The organism is Arcicella sp. GW458-12-2-14-TSB2 (genome assembly GCF_059423785.1).
The window spans coordinates 1-22,440 of the sequence record NZ_JBWKYN010000017.1; the positions used below are offsets into that span (position 1 = coordinate 1).

The 22,440-nt window shown below is 36.0% G+C and carries 19 protein-coding genes; 4 read left to right on the top strand and 15 right to left on the bottom strand.

The window, feature by feature from the left end:
• Positions 1–200: 200 nt before the first annotated feature.
• From AC07XN_RS04195 to AC07XN_RS04210, 4 genes are all read right to left on the bottom strand, one after another.
• Positions 201–1,085, bottom strand: coding sequence for an AraC family transcriptional regulator (locus AC07XN_RS04195; protein WP_494742128.1), 885 nt, complete (start codon positions 1,083–1,085; stop codon positions 201–203).
• A gap of 183 nt (positions 1,086–1,268) precedes the next feature.
• Complete coding sequence (locus AC07XN_RS04200; RefSeq protein WP_494742129.1) at positions 1,269–1,886, bottom strand: 3-keto-disaccharide hydrolase; 618 nt, start codon at positions 1,884–1,886, stop codon at positions 1,269–1,271.
• An 84-nt stretch (positions 1,887–1,970) separates the two neighbouring features.
• Positions 1,971–3,689 (bottom strand): GMC oxidoreductase, encoded by a 1,719-nt coding sequence (locus tag AC07XN_RS04205; RefSeq protein ID WP_494742130.1) that lies wholly within the window; start codon positions 3,687–3,689, stop codon positions 1,971–1,973.
• A 94-nt stretch (positions 3,690–3,783) separates the two neighbouring features.
• Complete coding sequence (locus tag AC07XN_RS04210; RefSeq protein ID WP_492804320.1) at positions 3,784–4,302, bottom strand: gluconate 2-dehydrogenase subunit 3 family protein; 519 nt, start codon at positions 4,300–4,302, stop codon at positions 3,784–3,786.
• 242 nt (positions 4,303–4,544) lie between these two features.
• Here AC07XN_RS04210 and AC07XN_RS04215 point away from each other — a divergent pair, with 242 nt between their 5' ends.
• Positions 4,545–5,627, top strand: a complete 1,083-nt coding sequence (locus tag AC07XN_RS04215; protein ID WP_309923899.1) for a Gfo/Idh/MocA family protein — start codon at positions 4,545–4,547, stop codon at positions 5,625–5,627.
• On the opposite strand, the gene AC07XN_RS04220 is transcribed toward AC07XN_RS04215, so the two are convergent.
• From AC07XN_RS04220 to AC07XN_RS04270, 11 genes are all read right to left on the bottom strand, one after another.
• Positions 5,622–6,455, bottom strand: coding sequence for a beta-1,6-N-acetylglucosaminyltransferase (locus tag AC07XN_RS04220; RefSeq protein ID WP_494742131.1), 834 nt, complete (start codon positions 6,453–6,455; stop codon positions 5,622–5,624). The genes AC07XN_RS04215 and AC07XN_RS04220 overlap by 6 nt on opposite strands.
• Positions 6,455–7,810, bottom strand: a complete 1,356-nt coding sequence (locus AC07XN_RS04225) for an oligosaccharide flippase family protein (protein ID WP_309923895.1) — start codon at positions 7,808–7,810, stop codon at positions 6,455–6,457. Before AC07XN_RS04225 ends, AC07XN_RS04220 begins: the two co-directional genes overlap by 1 nt.
• Positions 7,811–7,892: 82 nt before the next feature.
• Positions 7,893–9,098: a glycosyltransferase gene (locus AC07XN_RS04230; protein ID WP_494742132.1), complete on the bottom strand. Its 1,206-nt coding sequence runs from the start codon at positions 9,096–9,098 to the stop codon at positions 7,893–7,895.
• Positions 9,099–9,195: 97 nt separating this feature from the next.
• The gene (locus AC07XN_RS04235; RefSeq protein WP_309923891.1) at positions 9,196–10,371 is read right to left on the bottom strand and encodes a glycosyltransferase family 2 protein; all 1,176 of its coding nucleotides are present in this window, start codon (positions 10,369–10,371) and stop codon (positions 9,196–9,198) included.
• A gap of 26 nt (positions 10,372–10,397) precedes the next feature.
• On the bottom strand, positions 10,398–11,894 hold the full coding sequence (locus tag AC07XN_RS04240) for an O-antigen ligase family protein (RefSeq protein ID WP_309923889.1): 1,497 nt from the start codon (positions 11,892–11,894) through the stop codon (positions 10,398–10,400).
• A 32-nt stretch (positions 11,895–11,926) separates the two neighbouring features.
• Entirely contained in the window at positions 11,927–14,473 is a 2,547-nt protein-coding gene (locus AC07XN_RS04245) for an SPOR domain-containing protein (RefSeq protein ID WP_494742133.1), read from the bottom strand.
• 65 nt (positions 14,474–14,538) lie between these two features.
• Positions 14,539–15,303: a TolC family protein gene (locus tag AC07XN_RS04250; RefSeq protein ID WP_309923884.1), complete on the bottom strand. Its 765-nt coding sequence runs from the start codon at positions 15,301–15,303 to the stop codon at positions 14,539–14,541.
• A 135-nt stretch (positions 15,304–15,438) separates the two neighbouring features.
• Positions 15,439–15,810, bottom strand: a complete 372-nt coding sequence (locus AC07XN_RS04255) for an Hpt domain-containing protein (RefSeq protein WP_494742134.1) — start codon at positions 15,808–15,810, stop codon at positions 15,439–15,441.
• Positions 15,811–16,160: 350 nt separating this feature from the next.
• On the bottom strand, positions 16,161–17,234 hold the full coding sequence (locus tag AC07XN_RS04260; protein ID WP_309923880.1) for a glycoside hydrolase family 2 TIM barrel-domain containing protein: 1,074 nt from the start codon (positions 17,232–17,234) through the stop codon (positions 16,161–16,163).
• A 22-nt stretch (positions 17,235–17,256) separates the two neighbouring features.
• Positions 17,257–18,315 (bottom strand): glycoside hydrolase family 43 protein, encoded by a 1,059-nt coding sequence (locus tag AC07XN_RS04265; protein WP_494742135.1) that lies wholly within the window; start codon positions 18,313–18,315, stop codon positions 17,257–17,259.
• 492 nt (positions 18,316–18,807) lie between these two features.
• Entirely contained in the window at positions 18,808–20,448 is a 1,641-nt protein-coding gene (locus tag AC07XN_RS04270) for a carboxylesterase/lipase family protein (protein ID WP_309923875.1), read from the bottom strand.
• Positions 20,449–20,696: 248 nt separating this feature from the next.
• On the opposite strand from AC07XN_RS04270, the gene AC07XN_RS04275 reads away from it, so the two are divergent.
• The 3 genes from AC07XN_RS04275 to AC07XN_RS04285 all read left to right on the top strand — a co-directional run bounded on the left by AC07XN_RS04275 (position 20,697) and on the right by AC07XN_RS04285 (position 22,403).
• Positions 20,697–20,933: a hypothetical protein gene (locus AC07XN_RS04275; protein ID WP_494742136.1), complete on the top strand. Its 237-nt coding sequence runs from the start codon at positions 20,697–20,699 to the stop codon at positions 20,931–20,933.
• Positions 20,934–20,937: 4 nt separating this feature from the next.
• Positions 20,938–21,345 carry a type II toxin-antitoxin system VapC family toxin gene (locus AC07XN_RS04280; RefSeq protein WP_494742137.1) on the top strand — a complete coding sequence of 136 codons (408 nt, stop codon included), beginning with the start codon at positions 20,938–20,940 and terminating at the stop codon, positions 21,343–21,345.
• A 104-nt stretch (positions 21,346–21,449) separates the two neighbouring features.
• Positions 21,450–22,403, top strand: a complete 954-nt coding sequence (locus AC07XN_RS04285) for a site-specific integrase (RefSeq protein ID WP_494742138.1) — start codon at positions 21,450–21,452, stop codon at positions 22,401–22,403.
• The last annotated feature ends 37 nt before the right edge of the window (positions 22,404–22,440 follow it).

The following is a 22,440-nucleotide window of genomic DNA, read 5'->3' on the forward strand; positions in this document are numbered from 1 at the left end:
TGGTAAACCCTTGATTTTAAAATCAAGGGTTTACCATTAATTAAAATGTATTAGCTTATGAATAAAGTATTAGATAGAAAGAAGCATGGCAATCTCTATAGATTTTGCTATAGAGATAACTGTACAAATGCTGTGTTTGACGATTAATTAGAAGGAAATAGGAGGGAGGGAATTAGTTATTTTGAACAACAAAGACGAGATTATTTTCCCTCATTATTATTAAAATAACGTTCAATGTATTCGCTTGGAGATTGAGTTGTAATGCGTTTAAATACCCTATTAAAATTTGTAATACTGTTGAAGCCACAACTATATGCCACATTAGCAATGGTCTCGTTGTTACTATTGGTTAATTTTTTACAGGCTTCATTTATTCTTACTTCGTTAAGAAATGACAAAAAAGTATGGCGAGTATGTTTTTTGAAATACCTACAAAACGCATGGGGCGTCATGTGGGCTTTATTCGCCGCATCCTCAAGTGTGATAGGCTTTTCGTATTCTTGCATGATAAAATTATAAATATTACTGATTCTTACGCCTTCGTTTTCGCTATAATTCTGCGGTTGAGTACTCATTGAAAGGGGTAAGAGTGAGGGAATTAATGCGATACTTTTAAGCAAATCAATAAAATATAGCATCTGGCTAACCCCAGTACTCTTTTTAATCAATAGTATTTTATTAATTACTTCCGCTACATTTTCTTGCGGAATTTTAAAGCCATTAGAATGTTGTTGAAGGAATCGTTTTAGCAAGTTAATTTCTGGTAAGTCGAAAAATGAAGCTAATTGTCCGCTTGGGTTAAAGAAAATAGCAGTAGCTATTACTTTTTTTTTGCTTTTTGGCTGAAAATACGAGGCTTCACTTTTGAAAAGATGAGGTTGGTTAGCACCCAACCAATAGATTTCATTTGAACGAAATCTGTGCATATTGTTATCAGCAATCAATGTGCCTTCTCCTTGCTGAATCCACATAATCTGAATTTCCTGATGCCTGTGTAAATGGGGATAAAAATGAGGGAGAACGTCCTTTTGAACAATGATAGTTTTATCATGAGGCACTGGAATCGTAAATGGCAGGACTTTCATATTGATTGTGTTTCTTAATGAATTAGAAGCTATAATATTCTAATTACATAAAAATAAAACATTGGCTTTATTTTAACAAGCACAAGCGTAAATTATTCAAAATGATGTTAATATTCGAGTAGTCATTGCTAAGATATGCTAATTATGAGGTAAGCATTGCTACCTCATAATTAGCATAAACTATTATAAACTTTTCACTTTTATATTACGCCATTTTACCTTTATACCACCACCGCTATGAATTTGAAGGGCAATAATACCTGCACGTCCTCCAATTTTATCATCATTCAAGATAATCATTTCTTGTCCATTCACCCAAGTAGTTACTTGATTGCCCACCACTTTTATTTTCATGGTATTCCATTCGCCCATTTTCAAAGCTTTGTCTTTATCGTCCGTTGGTTTAATCAGCCATCCTCTACCATAAGATTCATAAATCCCACCAGTCCAACGCCCTGGAGGAGCTACTTCTGCTTGCCAGCCTGTAATTTTTGTACCTTCAATACTTGAGTGAAAAAACACCCCACTGTTACCGTCTGCTTCTTGCTTAAACTGAAGACTTAATTCAAAATCCTGAAAGCTTTGCTCTGTACCTAGATAGCCATATTCTTTGTCTGGCCCACTTTCGCAAATCAATTCACCGTTTTCAACATACCATTTTTCGGTACCATAAATCTTCCAACCACTTAAATCTTTTTGATTAAAAAGATTAATCCACTTACCTTTTTTAGGTGTCTGGGCCTGTGTAATAAAGCTTAGCAATAAGCTTATGATGAGTAAGTACGCATTGATTTTTTTCATATTTATTGTTTTAATTAGCATTTAGCCGTAAATGTTTATTTTTTTAAATGACAACTTCGCATTCCAAACTCAAAATTCCTTACTTTACAAGTTTCCTTTTCTCAATTCTTTTACAGCATAATCTGCTGCACGGGCAGTAATGGCCATAAAAGTTAATGATGGATTCTGGGTTGAAGTTGAAGTCATACAGGCACCATCTGTTACGAATACATTTTTACAAGTATGCAACTGGTTCCATTTATTCAACAGAGACGTTTTAGGGTCTTTTCCCATGCGTACACCGCCCATTTCATGAATATCTAGTCCAGGGGCTTTATTAGGCTTATCATGGGTTTGGATATTGATAAAACCAGCTTTGGTTAACATCTCTGACATCTCGTTATGAAAATCTACAATCATCTTTTCATCATTATCATCATAAGCCACTGAAATTTTCAATTGTGGAATTCCCCAAGGATCTACCAGATTGCTATCTAAAGCTACAAAATTACTTTCTTTAGGAATGGTTTCGCCCATCATGTGTGAGCCCACTCGCCAATTTCCATATTGTTGTTCGTTTAAGCTTGCTTTTAACGATTCGCCTATGCCCGAAGTATCATTTGAAGTAATTCTACTTGAGCCAAATCCTGCGGCGTAGCCTCTTAAGAAATCCGTTTCTTGCTTGAAAACATTCCTAAAACGAGGAATGTAACTACTGTTTGGACGAATACCTTCTGTAGTAGTATTTAAAAAACCTTCGTACTCAGCTGTAATAGTAGTTCTGAAATTATGAAAAGCCATATATTTACCCAACAAACCATTATCATTTCCTAAGCCGTTCTGGAAACGATTTGATTTAGAATTCAGCAAAATCAAGTTAGAATTCAATGTAGCAGCATTCACAAAAATGATTTTAGCATAATACTCCGTCATTTCCTTCGTATGCGCATCAATCACCCTAACGCCTGTTGCTTTGTTTTTCTTTTCATCAAAAATGATAGAATGTACTACTGAATCAGGCTTCAATGTCATTTTGCCAGTACGAGCCGCCCAAGGTAGGGTAGAAGAGTTACTACTGAAATATCCACCATAAGGACAGCCACGTTGACATAAGGAACGGTTTTGACATTGCCCTCTACCTTGTTGAAAATGAATTGGTTGAGGTTTGGTAAGGTGCGCACATCGTCCGATAATTACAGGACGAGTATTATTATAATGCTTGGCTGTTTGTTCACTAAAGTGCTTTTCTACACAAGACATCTCGTGAGGTGGTAAAAACTCACCGTCTGGCAAACTGGCTAAACCATCTTTATTCCCTGAAATCCCTGCAAATTTTTCAACGTAACTATACCAAGGAGCAATATCTGCATAACGAATGGGCCAATCTACAGCAAAACCATCACGAGCGGGGCCATCAAAATCATGTTCTGACCAGCGTTGTGTACCTCTTGCCCACATCAACGATTTCCCTCCTACCTGATAGCCTCTAATCCAATCAAAGGGCTTTTCTTGTACATATGGGTGTTCAGCATCTTTTACGAAAAAATGGGCTGCGTCTTCGTTGAAAGCATAACATCTGCTGACAATAGGATTGGCATCTTTAATCGCTTTTGGCAATTGACCAAGGTGTTCAAACTCCCAAGGATTCATCATCGTGGTAGGGTAGTCGGTAACGTGCTTTACGTCACGGCCACGTTCCAATACTAAGGTTCTTAATCCTTTTCCTGTTAGTTCTTTAGCAGCCCAACCACCGCTAATCCCAGAGCCAATCACGATGGCATCAAATGTACGGTCTTTTACAGCGTTGATATTTAAATATGACATCTTATAATTCATTTAGTAATTGAGAGAATGAGTGAGTTGTGCATTAACATCACCCTAAAATTTTATGCCGAAGCTGATGACCGACGACTGAAGGCTATCTAGGAATCGGTACACAGCCATGATAATAGCCAGGAGCCATATTGAATTTCAATTGATTCACCATGTAATATTCTGAATTGGTGTAGCCCTGAATAGTCAATCGCTTAATCATGTCTGCAAATTGCTTTGCAACAGGATTAGCCTCAGTATTCATTTTAAGCAAGACATTGGTGCGTTGATTGACATTGCTTTCCAGAAAAGTCTTATTATTTATTTGTTGAGAAAGCTCATTTACTAGTACAAGACCTTGTTTGAGCGTATTCTGTGCTACTTCGCCATAACAATCATTAATCATGCGCATGGCAAACTGATGCACTTTTAATGATTTGGCCCCGGGGGTATTCGTTTCTGGAATGATGGTCTCTACAATCTCAGCAAGAAGAGCTTCATCATTGATGGCTAAAGTAGAAAATTGTCCGATACTTTGGCTCGTCCAACCCGAAGCCCAAGTAGGTAAACTTACCAAGCCACCTATAGCCATCGATAAGTTTTTAATTGCAGAGCGTCTTTTCATTACATTTAAAGGTTTGTTAATATTAAATCTATACAAATCTATATTTTTTAATCTGTATACCTTACAGTGTTTTGACCTGTATTGTAATATATTGCTGATTGTTTATTTAAAATTAATTATTTTATTAACTAAAAATAGAAAAATGGATACAAATAACATATTTGTGACTAAAACAGGATAATTATTATCTTTGAAGTAATTAGTTTTGATAATCGTAATCTCAATTTTAACATTTAAACTTCATGACACTTCAAAAACAATCTATCAAAGTCCTCGTAGTGGGTTGCGGTAATATGGGAGCTTCTCATGCTATTGCATATCAACATACCGAAGGCTTTGAAATTTGCGGAATCGTTTCTACTGGAAAAAGTAAAGAAGTACTCAACGAACGTTTGGGTGGGGGCTATCCACTTTTTAGTGATTACGCTGAAGCACTAACCGCTACACAACCTGATGCCGTTTGTATTTCTACTTATCCGGATACACACGAAGCATTTGCAATGATGGCTTTAGAAGCTGATTGTCATGTATTTATCGAAAAGCCTTTGGCAGATACCGTAGAAGGAGCAAAAAGAGTAGCTGATTTCGCGGCTAAAAAAGGAAAGAAAGTAGCAGTGGGGTACATCCTAAGACATCATCCTTCTTGGGAAAAGTTTGTAGAAATTGCTCAAGAAATGGGCAAACCTTTGGTCATGCGCATGAACTTGAATCAGCAAAGTCATGGCGTGATGTGGAATGTACACCGTAACCTGATGAAAAGTTTAAGTCCGATTGTAGACTGTGGTGTGCATTATATTGATGTAATGTGCCAAATGACACGCTCGAAACCAATACAAGTAAATGCGATTGGAGCGAGATTGACTGAGGATATTCCTGAAGGAAATTATAATTATGGACAATTACAGATTCGTTTTGAAGATGGTTCTGTAGGTTGGTACGAGGCTGGTTGGGGCCCTATGATGAGCGAAACTGCATTTTTCATCAAAGATGTTATCGGTCCAAAAGGTTGTGTGTCTATAGTGGCCAAAGAAGCTGGCGGGGCTGGAAAGTCTGATAATGTAGATTCACATACCAAAACGGAATCTTTAAGAGTCCATTATTCAGATATTAATTCCGAAAATGCTTTTGTAAAAGCTGATGAGTGGATTAATCTTACCGATGAGCCAGACCATCAGGAATTGTGTAATCGTGAACAACGTTTTTTCTTAAAAGCAATTCAAGAAAACATGGACTTGACAGACCATCTGGAAGACGCTGTAAATAGCCTTCGTATTGCTTTTGCTTGTGACGAATCTGTAAGAACGGGCTTACCCGTGATGTTATAGTGAATCTAGTTTATCCAAAATGGTAGCATCTACAGCTTCATTGAATTTACGTGCAAAGAGTTTTCCTGAGTTAAGAAGGGTTGGTAAGTCGTTGATAGTAAATGTTTTCGGACTAGATTGCCCTTCTGACCAGTCTATATAGCGAAGGTTATCATTTACCATATCTTTTTGGTAAATAGAATTATAAAGGAGTGTCTGAAATACGAATTCGTCACTTCCCCATGTAAGTTCAAAGAAACGTCTTACATGTTTGTGTTGTGCTAAATAATCTACGATATACTTAGCATGCGTTTGAGTAATAGCAAACCATTGAGAACGCCCAACAGGAATCAAATTGTTGGGCATTTTTCTTTTAGGCAAAAGCATATTAAGATATTTTTCTACAGTATGTTTTCTCCAAAAATTATAATTAGTTAAATGATATTTTGTTACCCTTTGGATTGCCTCGTGCCATTCTTGCTCAATAATTAAAGTCTCCATAAAAGCTTTCCCTGGATTCTCTTCAAAGTATTGGTGTATCTCAGCCGTGTTTTTCAATGGATAGTCTTGTCCACTTAGCAAATTAATATAATCATATTGTTTTCCAGATAGTAATATCTCTTCCATGCTATTTACTGTTGCTTGTACAATACTGTACGCACCCCAATACACACTTTCACGCTTTTTGACAAGGGTTACATGGTCATTAGCCAGAGCAAGAAACGGAGTAATATCTGTTTTGAAATCTATATGGATATAAAAATATGCATCTGGATGAGCCAGACGATTTACTAATCTTTGTAATTGCAAAGGATTTGCATGAGCTAAAATCAAATGGGCAATCTTCATTATCCAACTGTTTTGTTTTTGAATACGTACTCCTGCAATATCATTCTAATTTCGATAAATCCAGTTTTAAAAAATCCCAATAGTGTGAAATCCAGATATTTTCTTAACCAATAATATCCAAATGCTACACCCGATAAAAATGTAAATAAAGTGGCTAAACCTACACCGACGATATTTCCGAAAACATAAATACCAATGAAGTCAAAAGTAACATTTATCGCAAGCATTACTAATACTTTATAAAAATTAATCTTGGGTTGATGGATAATATCCAAGGTAATGCCCAGAAACCTATCTATAGGGAAAAATAGCGCAAACGACATTAAAATACGATAGACAACTACAGCATTTGTACCAGAATATTGTTTTCCTCCTAATAGCGTAATAGCAAAATCGGCAAATATAATTGCCACGACAGATACAGGAAATAATGCTAACGTAAGCGTTCCAGCATACTTTTGCATGATTTCTACTACTTCTATTTTATTTCCCCTATTGAATGCTCCTGACATAGACGGCATGGCTGTTGACAAAAAGCTTCTTAAAGGAATTTCTATAATCTCCATTAAACGCATCGGAACAGTGTACATCGTTACAGCGGCTGGCCCTGCTGCCCCTAAAACCGACATAATAATAAAAGTATCCGAGCTTCTAAGCAAGTTGGTGCTAATAGTAGTTCCTACGCTGTATTTCCCAAAATGGAATAGCTCCATGATGCTTTCTCTAGTTCTCTTGCTCAATGTACTGATGCGTGTCCAACCTTTAAAAATACAATATAAACTTACGATACCAGAGCTCAATGCATTGATAACTAATAACAAATCAAGGCTTAGTTTCATAAAAAAGATAACTAGCAATACCATGATAATGAATGCTCCTTGAGTAATAAAACGCAATAATAAAAGCCTGTCAAAGCGTTCATCCGACTGTGAAATCCAAGAGGCAATCGCAGAAGGCAAAGTAAATAAGAACGTAATGCCAAACCATTTGATGATGCTAATAATACCGATACTATCAATATAGGGCAAAAAGAATGCTGCGATAATATTTACACCAACGAGCGTTCCTGTAATCAATAAACTCAAAAACCAAACAGACCCTAATACAGTATCAGCTCTGCTTTTTTCAGCACCAGTATAAAACTTTATCATGGCAATCTGTAAGAAGCCAACCCTAAAAGTATCCAATAAAACAAATACTGACTGAAAGAAAAACCAATAGCCAATTTCCCCAGGCTCCATATTACGGAGTAATATACTCACGGTTAACATTGCCAAAACAGACATTGAACCATTGCCCAGAAGAGACAAGAAATGTTTGTTTTTTAGTTTTAAGATGATATTTTGAATGTCCATATGTGGTAGTAATATGTTTTGCTGAAAAGTCCGTGTTTGTTTTTGAATAAAAACAGGAATATATCTATTGATTTCGTTTAATCTAGCTCTTCAGCAATTGTTCTTGTACTGAATAAATCTGTGCTACACAAGCTTCCCAAGTATGGCTTTTTGCACAGACAATAGCGGATTTCCTTGCTTCTTCGCTTTGTGGTAATAAAGCCTTACTGATGGCTTTATTATACCCTTCTGTTCCCAGAGCCAGCTCTACATGTGGTAAAAACATTTTCATCGCTGGTGTTTCTGTTGCTACGGTTGGTTTTCCCATGGCCAAGTATTCATCTATTTTCCTTGGGTAATTTCCAATTGTCAAAGCATTTACCAATTGAGGATTCATGCATACATCCAAGTACTGCATATAGGATGGCAACTGGCTTGAATCTTTTGAACCTAAGAAATGTACATTCTTTATTTTGTGTAAACGGCTTTGTTGAAACATGATTTCTTCAGGGCCAATTAGCACTATTTGCCAAGTAGGGTTTGCATCTGCTATGTTTTCAAGCAATTTAATGTCTAATCTTTCGCCTGTCAGAAACCCCACATAGCCAATTCTAGGATGAGGAATACTAGCCAAATCTGTAGGCTCGGTATAAGTAAAGTCTGCTTGGTAAATATCTGTTTCACATCCTTGACCAATATCTAAACTAAGCGGATTATGCTTTCGTGCATAGTCAGCTAAGTATGCGGAATTGGCAAAAACAGCATCTGCTAATGCGACTGTTTCAGGTTCAAGCCTACTGCCATGATATTTAAAGTAGGGATGTTCAACCAAATTATCTCTGATGTAGTAAAAACTCAATAATGGTTGGAGATATTTTTTGGTAAAAAGGCCAGTAAATATTTGGCTATCATTCAGTACTACAACTTTGTCATGATGCCATCCTAATTTTCTAAGAGCATTATTTAAACTCTTAAAAAAACCTTTACCATTTCGTTCATTTAAGAAATTATAGAGGCTTAAATTTTTCAGCTTATTGACAGAATAGCTAATCGTAGAAGGCGTATGAACCCATAAGTTCTCCCCGACTTTGACTGTATCTTCTCCAAAACCCAGCGAAATTTTTAGTCGCTGTTTCTCATGGGCAGTTTTTGTTTGAGTCAGGAGCGTCTTGATGCCCATTGCTGGATTGACATACAACACAGGTTTAGACTTGCTAAACTCCACTGCCAAGTTTCGGGCATTACTTCCCAAGTCTAATGCCCATTCTTGTTGTGCAATAATGATATATGCTTCAACTTTTTCTGACATTTCTTCTATTTTTAGTTTTTAGTCCTTGCATAAAACCCCAAACGAGGCATATAATGGCTGGTAAGGCAATAATTCCCCAAGGCATATTTTTAACTGTTTAATGCTCACTATCACCGTGAGGCGTATGGATAAACTGCTTACGTGCTTTCCCAATTTTCATCATGGCTTTCATCATAGAAATGATTGCTCCGGGTATTTGTAAAAATGCCATCAAAAGTTGCTTGTTATACCATCTTGTAGGAATTCCTAATAATAGCGAAATACAAAAGAGGATGAATAATCCTATGCTATAATTCAAATACTGAGAAGAAATAATAAAAGAAAACGCTAACCAAACTAACATTACTGCTACAAGCATTACCCTAGGAAATATCAAGGTTTGAAACGCCTTGTTGAAGAAGGCAATATTCCCTTTAAAAAGCTGTACCCAACCTTCTACAAAGTACTTCTCTAAAACCTCTATTTGCATGGCAAACCATCTACTGCGTTGTTGAACGAATACGTCAGATTTAGCTACTTTTTCATCATATACATATTGTCCATCCAAGAAAGCTATTTGTTTACCTTGTCTGGCAATTCTAAATTCTAATTCTTTGTCTTCACCCGAAGTATCACCAATATCTTGTATAAAATCTACAAACAATTTCCAGTCAAATGCCATTCCGCTACCAATCAAAGCTGAGGGTAAACCTACAGCTACATGACCACGGCGGAAAAAGTTGTTATTCATTTCTTCTGTACAAGCATCCAATAAGGCAAAAGGAGTTTGAAGATTTTTAGCCGTTCTATGTCCCTGTACTACTTCGTATCCTTGTTCAAAAGCATCGTTTACGGCATGTAGGAATCCTTGCGCCATGTGGTTATCTGCATCAAGGATTAATAAGATATCGACAGGGTCATTGATGGTGGCTTCAATGGCTTTTTGTAAGGCTTTTCCTTTGGTGCTTTTTTCAAAGCTTACTTCTATTACTTTGATGGGTAAAGAACGAAGAGTACTAAGAGTCTTTTCACTGAATGAGTCTGCAATGATTACGACTTCAAATAAATCTGCTGGATAGTCTTGTTTGATGGCTTCACGGGCTGTTGCAATGATAACAGCATCCTCTTTATAACCGGGAATAAAAATGCGAATTTTTCTGAGTTTACTTGCCTTTGGAAAATGTGTTTTCTTCGCAAACGTTCCTGCTAATGCAAAAAAAAGCAAATAAAATATCTGAATAGATAAGTAAACAAGGATGATCAATTGGATGGCGGTACCTATTTGCTGTATCATTTTGTTATTTAATGGTTTTGGTTCCTTTAAAAATCATTTGAATATTCGTACTTGTCAGATATTTCGGGCGTATTTAAGGCAATATCATCTGCTTTATTGACAGGTGTATCCCATCGTGGACTCAGCCAGATTAATGCCCAACTAATATATACAACTGCCGATGTAGGCATGGTATTCAATACTTCATTGCCATAACTACATAATAATATCCCTGTTGAACCAGCACATAAGCATATCAACTGGTTTTTAAGCACTGGGTCTCGTGTTTTCCAAATAATCCCTGCTGATTTTCCAGTAATATACAACATTATTCCGAACCAAGTTAGAAAACCAACAATACCGTACATACCCCATATTTTTACATATAAACTATCAGGGGCGATATGTGAAATATACTTGTCACTATTGAATGATTCTCCCCATTGTCCCATGGTGCCAACTCCCGCTCCAAAAGGCTTAGAACTCAGATAATCGCTTAATCGCTTTTGATTCATGAACCTTAATTGCAACGACGGGTCGTCTGGGTCTAGTGAACTCCTAAGACGTACAATCTCGGCACTACCGTTTCCGATATTAGTATATTTTAGTATTCCAATAAAGGTTAGCCCAACAACAGCCCCAACAATCAAGATTTCAGTTTGCTTTATCAATACTAAAAAAGCAAATCCCCCTCCAATTAAAGCAAACATTGCACCCCTAGTACCAGAAATCAACATGCCATAAAGGATAAACATTCCTGCGGTAAGGTACCATAATTTCTTCTTGAAACTATACGGACCCGTAGCCAAGATAATGCACATGATAGCTAATTGAGCTTGAGAAGCTCCAAATTGGGCGGCATCAAAATAATATGAAAAAATTCTTAATTTCCCGAAGATAACGTGTGTTACTTTCCCTCCGTTTTCCAGCCAAGTATTTTCGGCATCATCAAGTCCAATGTACAATTGCTTCATACCATACAATGCTCCAGCAAAAGAAAATAGGATGATAATATTAAGAAATAAATCAATGTCTGATCTCTTATTCAGCAATAGTATGGATAATGAAACGGTGAGAATCCAATACAACAATAGCGTTCTCATTTCATAAACCCATCCCAAGATGCTAGGTCTTTCTGGGTTCCCAATTTGCAGAATAGTCATAATTCCCCAAGCCACGATTACCCAAAACAAATCTATATTCAAATGTCTTTTTCGGAACCTGTTGCTCTGGTGAAATATTACGGCAAATAGGGTGACAAATAACAGTGCTTCCATTCCTAAACCAACTTGTAGCCCTGCTATATGCCTACCAATGGTGGGCATAACAAAACAATAAATCAAGAAACCAATAATTCCGAGACGTGGCCTAAAGAATATCAAAATCATGAAGCCTGCGGCAAAGGGCAAAACCAAAAAGACAAACCCAATTGCTATGCCTTTTTTAGCAATGACAATGCCCATAAAAACAGCAAACATGATAGCTGGAATAAGCCAGATATTACCTAATTTATTTCTTGAAGTATAAAATAAATTTTTGTCCATGCAGGTTTTTCGTCTTCACATTACAATGATTGTTATTTCTTTTCAGTGTAAACCCAACTCTTTTTGCCAAATTTTCTGTTAATCTCTTTTGCTTCAGCCAATGCTTCGGTCTGTGAAGAGAAGGCTGCAAAAGCTACTCGAACAGAACTTTCTCCTTGTTTTGGAGTAATTATTTGAGCATTTGGGAAACCTGTGTTATTAAGTTCTTTTACATACGCTTTAGCATTGGCTTCACTACTAAAATTACCTGCAACAACAAAATAGTTATTGGTAGATGATATGGGTGCTACTGTATTCTCCGATGTTTGCTCAGGAGTATTGAAGTCTGTCGTAGCGCCAAATCCATCGTCTGGTTTTGATGCAAAAGTAGTATCTGGCTGTTTCTGTACAACTAATGTGTCAGCCTTTACAGCAGTTGAACTATTTTTGCGATACATATAAATAGCAGCTGTAGACAAAAGAACGCCTGTTATCACTCCAAATATGACGATTAAGTTGCTTTTTTTAACTTTATTATTGGGCTCTTCATACCTAGCACTACTAGTATGTGCATTATTTGCAGATACTATTTTATCAATAGATTTTCTATTGCCAAACTCAAACTTGGCTACCCTTTTAACGAATGCACGTAATAGATTTCTTTTCTTTGGTACTTCACCGATATACTCTTCTGCGAAGTTTATATCAACACCATTTAAAATAAACCAAGGCTTGTTCCCAGTAGTTTTGGTAAAAATAGAGATCATTTCTTTATCTATTTTAGTCCAGATTCTATTGGCTCTGCATAATAAGATGGTAGCATTTAACCTTGGAAACGATTCTGGTTTGATAATCATGTTTTCTAATGGCGGAAACTCAATTAAACAAAAATCTGCGTTTAGGCTTTCTCTGAAATCATAATCATTATTCCAGCTATGTGTTTCTACGCTATAGTCTAAGTCTGTTAGTTCCTTCGCTAATAAGTAGGCAATCGTAGACTTTCCTTCGCTTTTTTGGGTACTAATCAAACCAATAGTAACGGGCTTCTGGGTGAGGTCAACTGTTGCGAGCAATTGTTGCATTAACCTCAAGTTTGATTTTAATAAAAAAGAAGGATTCTCATTTAGCAAGGGGTATACGCCTAGTAAGGGTAGCCCGACAATATTTTTAGCCCGTTGGGGTTCCATCAACGTTTTATTGATGAGCGCCTGCGTGAGGATAAGTGCTAAAACCAATACAAAACCAACCAAAAACCCAACGATTACTAAAACCATTCTTTTAGATGCGTTGGCCTTCAATGGTAAAAACGGAGGGTCTACCACATTAAGCTTGGCCGTAATTTCTGTATTTTGTTGATTTAGCTTTGCGGCATTCAAATTATGGAGTAAATCAAGGTATTCTTGTTCTGAAATAGCAATAAGTCGCTCAATTTTTTTCAGCATTGCCCCCATCGGTGCAAACTTTCTATATTCTTCTTGAAACTCCGCTTTCCGTTTATCCATTACAGTTAAACGAGCTTTACTTTGTTCAAAAGCAAGTGTCGTAGCTAACCATTGGTCTAATACTGTTTTGGTTGGTATTCCACTCGGCGTCATGGATTCCACGTAGAGATTCTCTAAAGATGACTTCAACTTTTTTTCAAGTCGAGCTGCCACCGTCTTTAGACTATCCATTTGGCCGTTCTTCTCGCCTTTTTTATTCATTAAATCTTCAAGGGCAATTTTGCTGTATATATCCGCCAGTTTCTCTCTTTCTTTGATTACATCGCTTCCATATAAAGTTTGATATGTTCTACCCTTAATATTTTCGTTTACTTTGGCTAAAGAAGAGCTTGATGCCATTTTATCCATTTCCAGATTATGGTTCATCGCATATAAAACCTCTCGTTCCCCTGCTACAGCTTTGGTTTGTTCATAATAGTTAATGATGTCATTATCTTTATTGAATGCCAAAAATAGTCGCTCGGCAGAGTCTAGTTTCGAAAACGCTTTTTTGGTTTCGATTTCAAAATAAGTCAATGCACTTGTTGTCTGACCCTCTTTTAACTGGCGATGTTTCAACATAAACACTTGCTCTAATAACTCAAGTGTACGCTTACAAATAAATGGGTCGTTGGCTTCATAAGAAATCTTAATCAAGTCACTATTACTAATCCTTGAAGACTTTATTTTATTAAGTACATCAATAGAATAATAATGGTTGTCTGAGTGAATGAGTTTGTAAATAGGGTTCTCTTCACTTTTTGACATATAGGCAACTACAGCGTCTCGTGTTTCGGCTACGGTTGATTTAACAAGTCTTCTTCTAAGAGATTCAGGAATCAGCTTTTGTAGTTCATCGTAGGCTCCCCATGTAATTACGTTAGGGTCGTGTTTTTTTAAGAAAAGGTGTTCAGAGAGTAGTTGTACTGCTACTTCTTCTTTGGTCTCTCTTGAATCAATTACGGTAAGTAAGTTGTCAAATGCGTTACTGGTAGCGAAATAATCGGCTTTTATAATTCCACTAAGACTGTAGCCAGAGGCTATCCCTGTATAAATAATAGACTCTGAAGAATATACTTTCTTTTCGTTTCTGGTAAAGTAAAAAATGGTAAATGCCAAAGCACAAGGGATTAAAATTAACCACTTTAGATTTTTGACAATTAGTCTTATAAAATGTAAAAAGCTCATTTAATCTGTTGTAATAATGTTGTAAGATTTACCCCCACCACAACTTCAAGTTGCATGAAAATTAATTGGAAATTATTGAGGGCAGTCTCATATTCTACTTTTGCTTTATTAAAGGATTCAAGCACACTTGATACTTGATCAATAGTAATCTGATTCTGTAAAAATTGTTTCTCTGCCAAAGAACTATTCGACTTGGCAATTTGCAGGTTATTGCTATTGATGATGAATACCTTTCTTGCCAGTCTTAACTGTTGATACAAACCTATTATTTGCTGTTTAATTTCAAGCGTAAGGTTTTCTTGTTCAGCTAGTGCAATGTTTACTTGCGCCTGACTCGATTTCAGTAAGTGTTTTCTGTTGATAATATTGGTTATAGGAAGTGATGCTGCAACCCCAAAATTATAAAACCCAGTTTGTGCTGTCGTAAAAGAATTTGCTCCGGGAACAGTGGTTGCTGTATTATTTACGGCTGAATAGTTTGTACCATAATTGTATGAAGAGATAAGGCCAATTCCACTAAAGATAACATTTTTGTTGATTTTTAACGTTGATGTTGCGATATCTACACTATTCATACTTCTCTTTATTTGAGGAGACGACTTTGTGGCAGCATCAATCAGCAAGGGCAAAAACTCTTCCGAATCTAAAGCTTTTGCTAATAAGGCATCAGCAGGAAGTGACTGCCCAGTAACCTCTAATTTACTTATACATAATACCAAAAATAAAAAAATACCAATAGTATATCTTCGTGACCCAACCATAAAAAAACTATTTAAAGAAATTTAATATTTCCTATCTTCTTTTAGAATCAAGAGATTCATGTTAAAATTTATCATTTACGAATATCAAATATACTTCGTTTTTAATAACTAATAAATGGCAAGGTTGTTTTTAGGCTATAATCCTTCTTCTCCCATTCTTTTTAAATCCTCGGTTACAATCTCTTTTACTTTAATTACCTCTGGCGAAAGTGCATTATAACGTCTTATTAATTCGTCTCCTGTTGGATTCCCTTTTGCATAAAGCTCATATTCATGAATTTTTGGGCTAATTTCAGGAAAACCAATCATCGAGAAACATGGTTTAAATTGATGGGCTAATCCGCCTACTTCGGCAAACTTTTTTTGTTGTAGTTTAGTCTGAATATCCTCCCAAATAGGTAAACTATCTTCTAAAAAAGACTCAAACATTATTTTTACAATTGTTACATCATCTCCGTAAATATTATTGAGGTGATTCACATTAACTTGAGAATTAAAGCTGAACATATCTTGGATTGTTTCTTATAACTAAATTGACAAAAACTATACCATAAAAATGACTGAATTAAAAAAAACGTGATGTTTGAAGAATTACTTTCTAATTAAACACAGTCATAATTCTGTTTAACAACTATTTACAACGATTAAAAGTACTGAAAACTCGACAAAATTAAAACTTATCATACAGTATTTTAAAGATTTATTTGCTTTGAACTTCTTTAAAACGCTACCCTCTAAGAATTTATTGAGGTATATTGTCAAATATCCTTAGTAATCAGGTAGTTATAGAAAATTCGGTTAGGGCTATCGAAAAAAATAGATAGCCCTAACCGAATTCCTAAATCTATAAATATCGCTTACTTTTTGCCTGTAAGCGCTTTAATTACCTTTACTTCTTCTGGTTTATAAGCAGTTCCGTCTGGTCTGAAAATATCATGGAACCACAATTCTGGTTCGTTTCCATTAGGCATTGGTTTGTCCCAAGCATAAATCGTGTTGGTTTTCCCTGCTACTAAACCCCAGTTATAGGCTGCGATATTCTCTTTCTTTAATAAAGGCATAATGCTGCTAAATAAACTATTTCTGCTTCTGGCCATGTATTCAGTACAAAGTAATGGACGTTTTGATAATGTTCTTAGCTTCGCTATATCATCTGTGTGATTCTGTAAATCACCATAATTATGATAAGTAGTAACGTCTGAGTTTTTAATCTGGAAATCAGATAATTCTTTCAAACTCCAATTCCAAACACCTGCAGAAAGTGGCTGACTTGGGTTGGCTTCTCTACCCCAAATAAATACCTTTTCTAGCAATGGCATACTCTTATTGCCATAGCCTGAATTGCCAGGTTCATTGTATAAATCCCATAATACTATTCGCTTATCATTCTTAAAAGTTGTCAAAACATCTTTTACATATGCTTCTAATTTTTCAATAACTTTCGGGTCGTTAAAAATCAATTCACCCGGGTCACGTACCCATCCCGAGTTATGAACTCCAGGCTTTGGTGCAGGTTGTTTTCCAGCACTATATGTTGGGTTCCAGCAATCATCAAATAATACAAAAAGCGTAGAAATATGATGCTTGTTAGCGATTGTCAAATATTGGTTAACACGACTTTTAAATCCTTTAGGGTCAACTTCCCACGCTAAATGATGTAGGTAAACTCTCATAGAATTCATTCCGATGCTTTCGGCATAACCTAATTCTCTGTCGATAGTGGTGGGGTCAAAACTCTCTGCTTGCCACATTTCTAATTGATTGATGGCTGTGCTTGGTATAAAATCACTACCACGCAACCAGCCTTTTGTTTTGTACCAAGCATTTGCCTTTTCAACTGACCAAATTTCTCTTGGGGCTGATTGTGCCACTATACTTTGAGACAACAAACTGAAAACCAGAAGGTTCAGTAATATTTTGACAATTTTCATGCGATTAAAATTTATTTATGAATTATTTTGAATTGTTTGTTGCTGGTTTTTTCAATGTTTGACTTTCTTTTACTGGAATCCCAAAATTAGGAGAGCCGTCGGCGTTCCATGTGAACTTCTGGGCTCTTGGCGAGCGAAAGCCCCCGCAACCTTGTCCTGCCTTTGAATTAGCATGGTAAAGAATCCAGTCTTCTTTACCATCTGGCGATTTGAAAAATGAATTATGCCCTGGAGCGAATACGCCATTTTCTGGCGATTGTTTAAATACAGGCTCTGGCGATTTTTTCCAACTCTTTGGGTTTAATAAATCTGCACTTGCATCAGCCGTCAACATTCCTAAGGCATAAAAGTCAGTCCAACAGCCACTTGCTGAGTAAATAATGAATAGTTTTTTGCCATGCATTAAAATCTGAGGGCCTTCGTTAACATTTACGTGAGTAAGGTTAGGGTCGCCTGTAATATCGCCATGTCTCTCCCATTCAAAGTCAGAGCCTGATATCATTGAACGATTCCCTTCAATCGTCCAAGGGTTTTTCATTTTAGCGATATAAATATTTTGTGCTCCATTCTTGTCACCTTCCCAACCCGACCAAATCATATATAACTGACCAAGGTGCTCGAACACATCACCATCAATCGCCCATTTGTCTGCTGGGTCGGCTACTTTTCCCTTAAAAGTCCACTCGCCTTTCATAGGGTCTATAGATGGGTTTTCTAATACATACATTCGGTGATGATTGTTGTCGCCATCGTCACCAGCAAAATACATGTACCATTTTCCCTGTATAAAATGAATTTCAGGAGCCCATAGCTCTTTAGAATACATTGTTCCCACAGGGGGAATCCATACTACTTTGCTTTCAGCAGTTTTTAAATCGGCTATGCTTTTTGTTTTCCAAATCACTAATTTGTTTTGAGAAGTATGGGTATAATAGTAATAACCATCTTTATAAAAACTATAAGGGTCTGCTCCTGAGGGCAATAAAGGATTATTAAAAACACCGCCTTCTTCAACAGATTGAGCACAACTTACAGTAACAAAGGCAATTAAACTAAATAATAAGAGTATCGTTTTTTTCATTGAATATTTATGTTAAAGCTATTTTTTCCAAAAAATCCCAGACCACGTATAGAGTATATTTTCTATTCTTCCCGCAATGCTTTCAGTATAATCAGCTATGTTTTACTAGCCATTCTACAGGAAAGAAAAAGAATGCCCCAATAAGATAAATCCGTTTAAGCAAAATCATTTTAAACAGCTTTATTGCTTCACGTTTGAGGGTTTTCAAGAATACTTTTCTGTTATTAAAGTATTCTCATAATTAACAGGACAAAGTGAAGAATAATTATTTGATTTTTCTGTTCAAAAGTTATTCAAAATGTCTCAATTTGCGTTAAAAATGAAATTTAGGATACCAAAAAGCTAATCTATTCTTGTAAATCTCTTTTCTTTAAGCCTTACCAAACAGATGTAATGTGATAAACTCTGCATTATCGTTCCCCAAGACCCATTAAATAAAAAACGGTTTCGACTTATCGTCCAAACCGTTTTAAAAAATATCTAGAGATTAGATTACTTACCTGCCGTTATTTCAAGTAAGTCTTTATCATGATGAAATTTTTGAACACATTCATTATCCAAAATCATGGTTGCACCATTTTCAGCAGAATATTTTTGCCAAGTTGGTAAGCCTTTGTGATTGGGATTCCCCGATTTAGCAAAGTTTATCCAAGCCTGACTGATTTTATTTGAAAGAGCATAAGCACTACTTCCACCTCCAGTCATTTCTTCGCAACGAGCGATATTATCAAATACAAAAGGAATTTCTATACAGTGAATAGCCTTGTACATACCATCCATGATAGGCGACTGCCAAGTAAACATATACATATAAACGGGTGCGGCATCAGCAGTAGCTTTAATATTTGCTTGTTTAACAGCCCCCGGGCGAAACGTTGCAACATCAATATCGATTAAGTCAGATGGTTTAGTCGTATTAGGATAAGCTTTCTCCACTGCTTTTAAATAAGCTTCTGTTTTATCTCCGTATTTTTTCTGTAAAAATGCCTTCGCTTCGTCTGTTGAAAAATTTCTAATAGCAGGGTTAATCAACGATGCCATAAATTCATTCTTTGTTGAACCAATCAATAAGGGAACATTCTTAGAAATTTCAATTCCTGCTGGATCTACTTGCTGATAAGGTAAATAGTTGCCATCATGACTTGGTCCCCAGCCTAAACCACCACCCACAAAAGCTTTTCCTTCTGCTTTCATTTTGGCTTGTACTTTTTGCTGAGCTCTTTTGCCCGCTGCATTTAAAACATCGTATGGTATTTTTTGCAAAGAATCTACTTGACTAGGCTGCAATCCTAACTCTTCTAATAAAGCGGCACTTACTTTCTGAGCATCTTCTTTTTCTAAGAAACTAGTTCTATAACTTCCACTTTGCACAATAGCTTTCTGAAAAAAGCCTTTTGCCGAAGGGGCATACATCAACGTTGTCACTTTAGCACCACCGCCCGATTGTCCGAAAATCGTCACGTTATTAGGGTCACCACCAAAATTAGCAATATTTGCTTTTACCCAATGTAAAGCCGCCTCTAAATCCATGATACCAACATTGGCAGAATATTTATATTTATCACCATAGGCCGATAAATCGCAAAAGCCCAAAATATTCAGACGATGGTTTAAAGACACAACCACTACATCGCCTTTTCTACTCAAATTTTCGCCATCATAAGAAGGGAGTTCAATAGAAGAACCTGCTGTAAAACCACCTCCATGAAGCCATACCATCACTGGTCGTTTTTTCTGGTCGTTGATTCCTGAACTCCAAACATTAAGGCTTTGGCAATTTTCATTAGTATAACCCCAATTGTGATTAAATGCGAACTCAATTACATCGTTTACCGAAGTCGTTGCATCCATCGGACATACTGGCCCATAAGTCATTGAACTTCTTATACCTTCCCAAGCTTTTGGTTTACTCGGAGGCATAAAGCGTTCTGATACGGCATAAGGAATCCCTTTGTAAGTATAGATGCCTTTGTGAACATAGCCTCTTACTTTACCAAATTCAGTCTGGACAACGCCAGTGCTTGAGTTGGCTATGATAGGAGCAGGAGTATCAGTTTTTTTCTGACTAAAACTCAACATAGGAGATATACTCATGAGCAATAGCGAAAGTATTGTGGATGTTTTCTTTTTCATTGTAAATAGAAGATTGGTATAAAATTGAGTTTTTGAAAGGTAAAATTTATTATTGTCTCAATTTGAGACTTTGTAAAACAAAAGTCTGAAAAAATATTGGAATTATTCAATATTTTTTCAGACTAAATAGTAAAATTTGTTTAAAGCTTGATTATAAAAGTTTTCATGTAGAAATGTTAAGTTAATAATTGGTAAAATTTAACCACCGTATTTTATAATAAAGTAAATTTGACAAAAACAACAATGTTATGGAGGCTACTTTTAGAATACCCGTCAACGCGCTACCAAATATTGTAAAATCAATTAAGTCGTTATTTGGCTCTACTGTAATGATAGATATTACCGTAAAAGAAAGTGAGCAAAATAAGGATATTGATTATACAGAAATGTTTAAAAGAACGGAACAAGCAAGATTGAAAAATGAAGTGATTATTGTTCCTGAAGGTTTAGACTTGTCTGCTTTGGCTAATGAAGTAAACTTATAATGCTATGCTTTATTTTGATACAGATGTTCTAATCAACTATTTATTTAATCAAAACCAACTTAGCCATAGTAAAGCAATTGCCGTTTACGAACAAGCCATAAGAGAGAAAGTATTTTTCACATCACTTCTAACTTTACAGGAGCTTAGCTATGTCGCTAATCGTTTAGGTTGTCGAGAATCTGATATTGAAATAATGATTCAAGACTTTATGATTGCAAAGCCTGTTGCTTATACAACAACAGATTTTATCAGAGGTATTCAATTAGCAAAATTGATAGGTTTCCAAAATATCAATGATTGTCTGCATACAGCAATTGCAGAGAATAATGGTTGCACTGAAATCTATACCTTCAATAAATCAGACTTCCAAAAAATACAACGTCATACCAAAGTAAAAATCACGATGTTATAATTATGCCTTTTATAATGAAATTTTATAGGTAAATTTTTACTTCCGATAATTAAACATTATCAGAAGTAAAAGTATATTTGCAAAGCTTAAAACAAAATCAAACCATGCAAGAAATTTCGACCGTTGATAACCATGCTTTGGCAAATGTTCAGACACTTGCCGAAAAAGTAAATGCTTATGGTCGCAAAGGTTTAGAAGGTGCAGCAAATACACAAAGAGCATATCGAGCAGATTTAAAGCATCTCAAAGATTGGTGCGAAGAAAATAACTTCACAATGATGCCTATTTCGGCTACTACTTTGGCTGGCTATGCGGCATATTTAGCAGATACTCATAAGTGGTCAACGATTAATCGTCGTTTTGCAGCCATTGCCAAATTGCACCATTTGAATAATGTAGATATTCCTATGCAAGACCGTCAATTTAGAGCGGTGATGGAAGGCATTAAAAGGACAAAAGGCATCCGACAAAAACAAACCCCTGCTTTTAATATCAAGGAAATTAAAAAAGTATTGCGTAGTATAGAAACAAACACCCTTACTTTATTACGAAACAAGGCTATTTTGTTATTAGGATTTACTGGGGCGTTCAGACGTTCAGAATTAGTGGCTTTAAACTTGGAAGATTTAACATTTTCAGAAGACGGTCTTATCATATCTATGGGAACAAGTAAAACCAATCAATATGGCGACTACGAAGAAAAAGCAATATTCTATAGTCCAGAAACTGCCCTTTGTCCAGTAAGAACTTTACAAAACTGGATAACGACGTTAGCAAGAACTACAGGTCCATTATTCGTTAGGATTAGAAAGGGAAATCAATTAACCGACGAAAGGCTCAACGATAAAACGGTAAACGATTTAGTAAAAAGCTATTTAGGTGAAAAATATTCGGCCCATTCACTCAGAGCTTCTTTTATCACCATTGCTAAACTCAACGGAGCTGACGACAGTGAGGTAATGAGACAAACAAAACATAAAACTTCGGCCATGATTATTCGCTATACTCGCCTTGAAAATATCAAACAACATAATGCTGCGATGAAACTTGGCTTGTAAACCGATATGATATCCTTTTAAATTAATATCTTGTTAA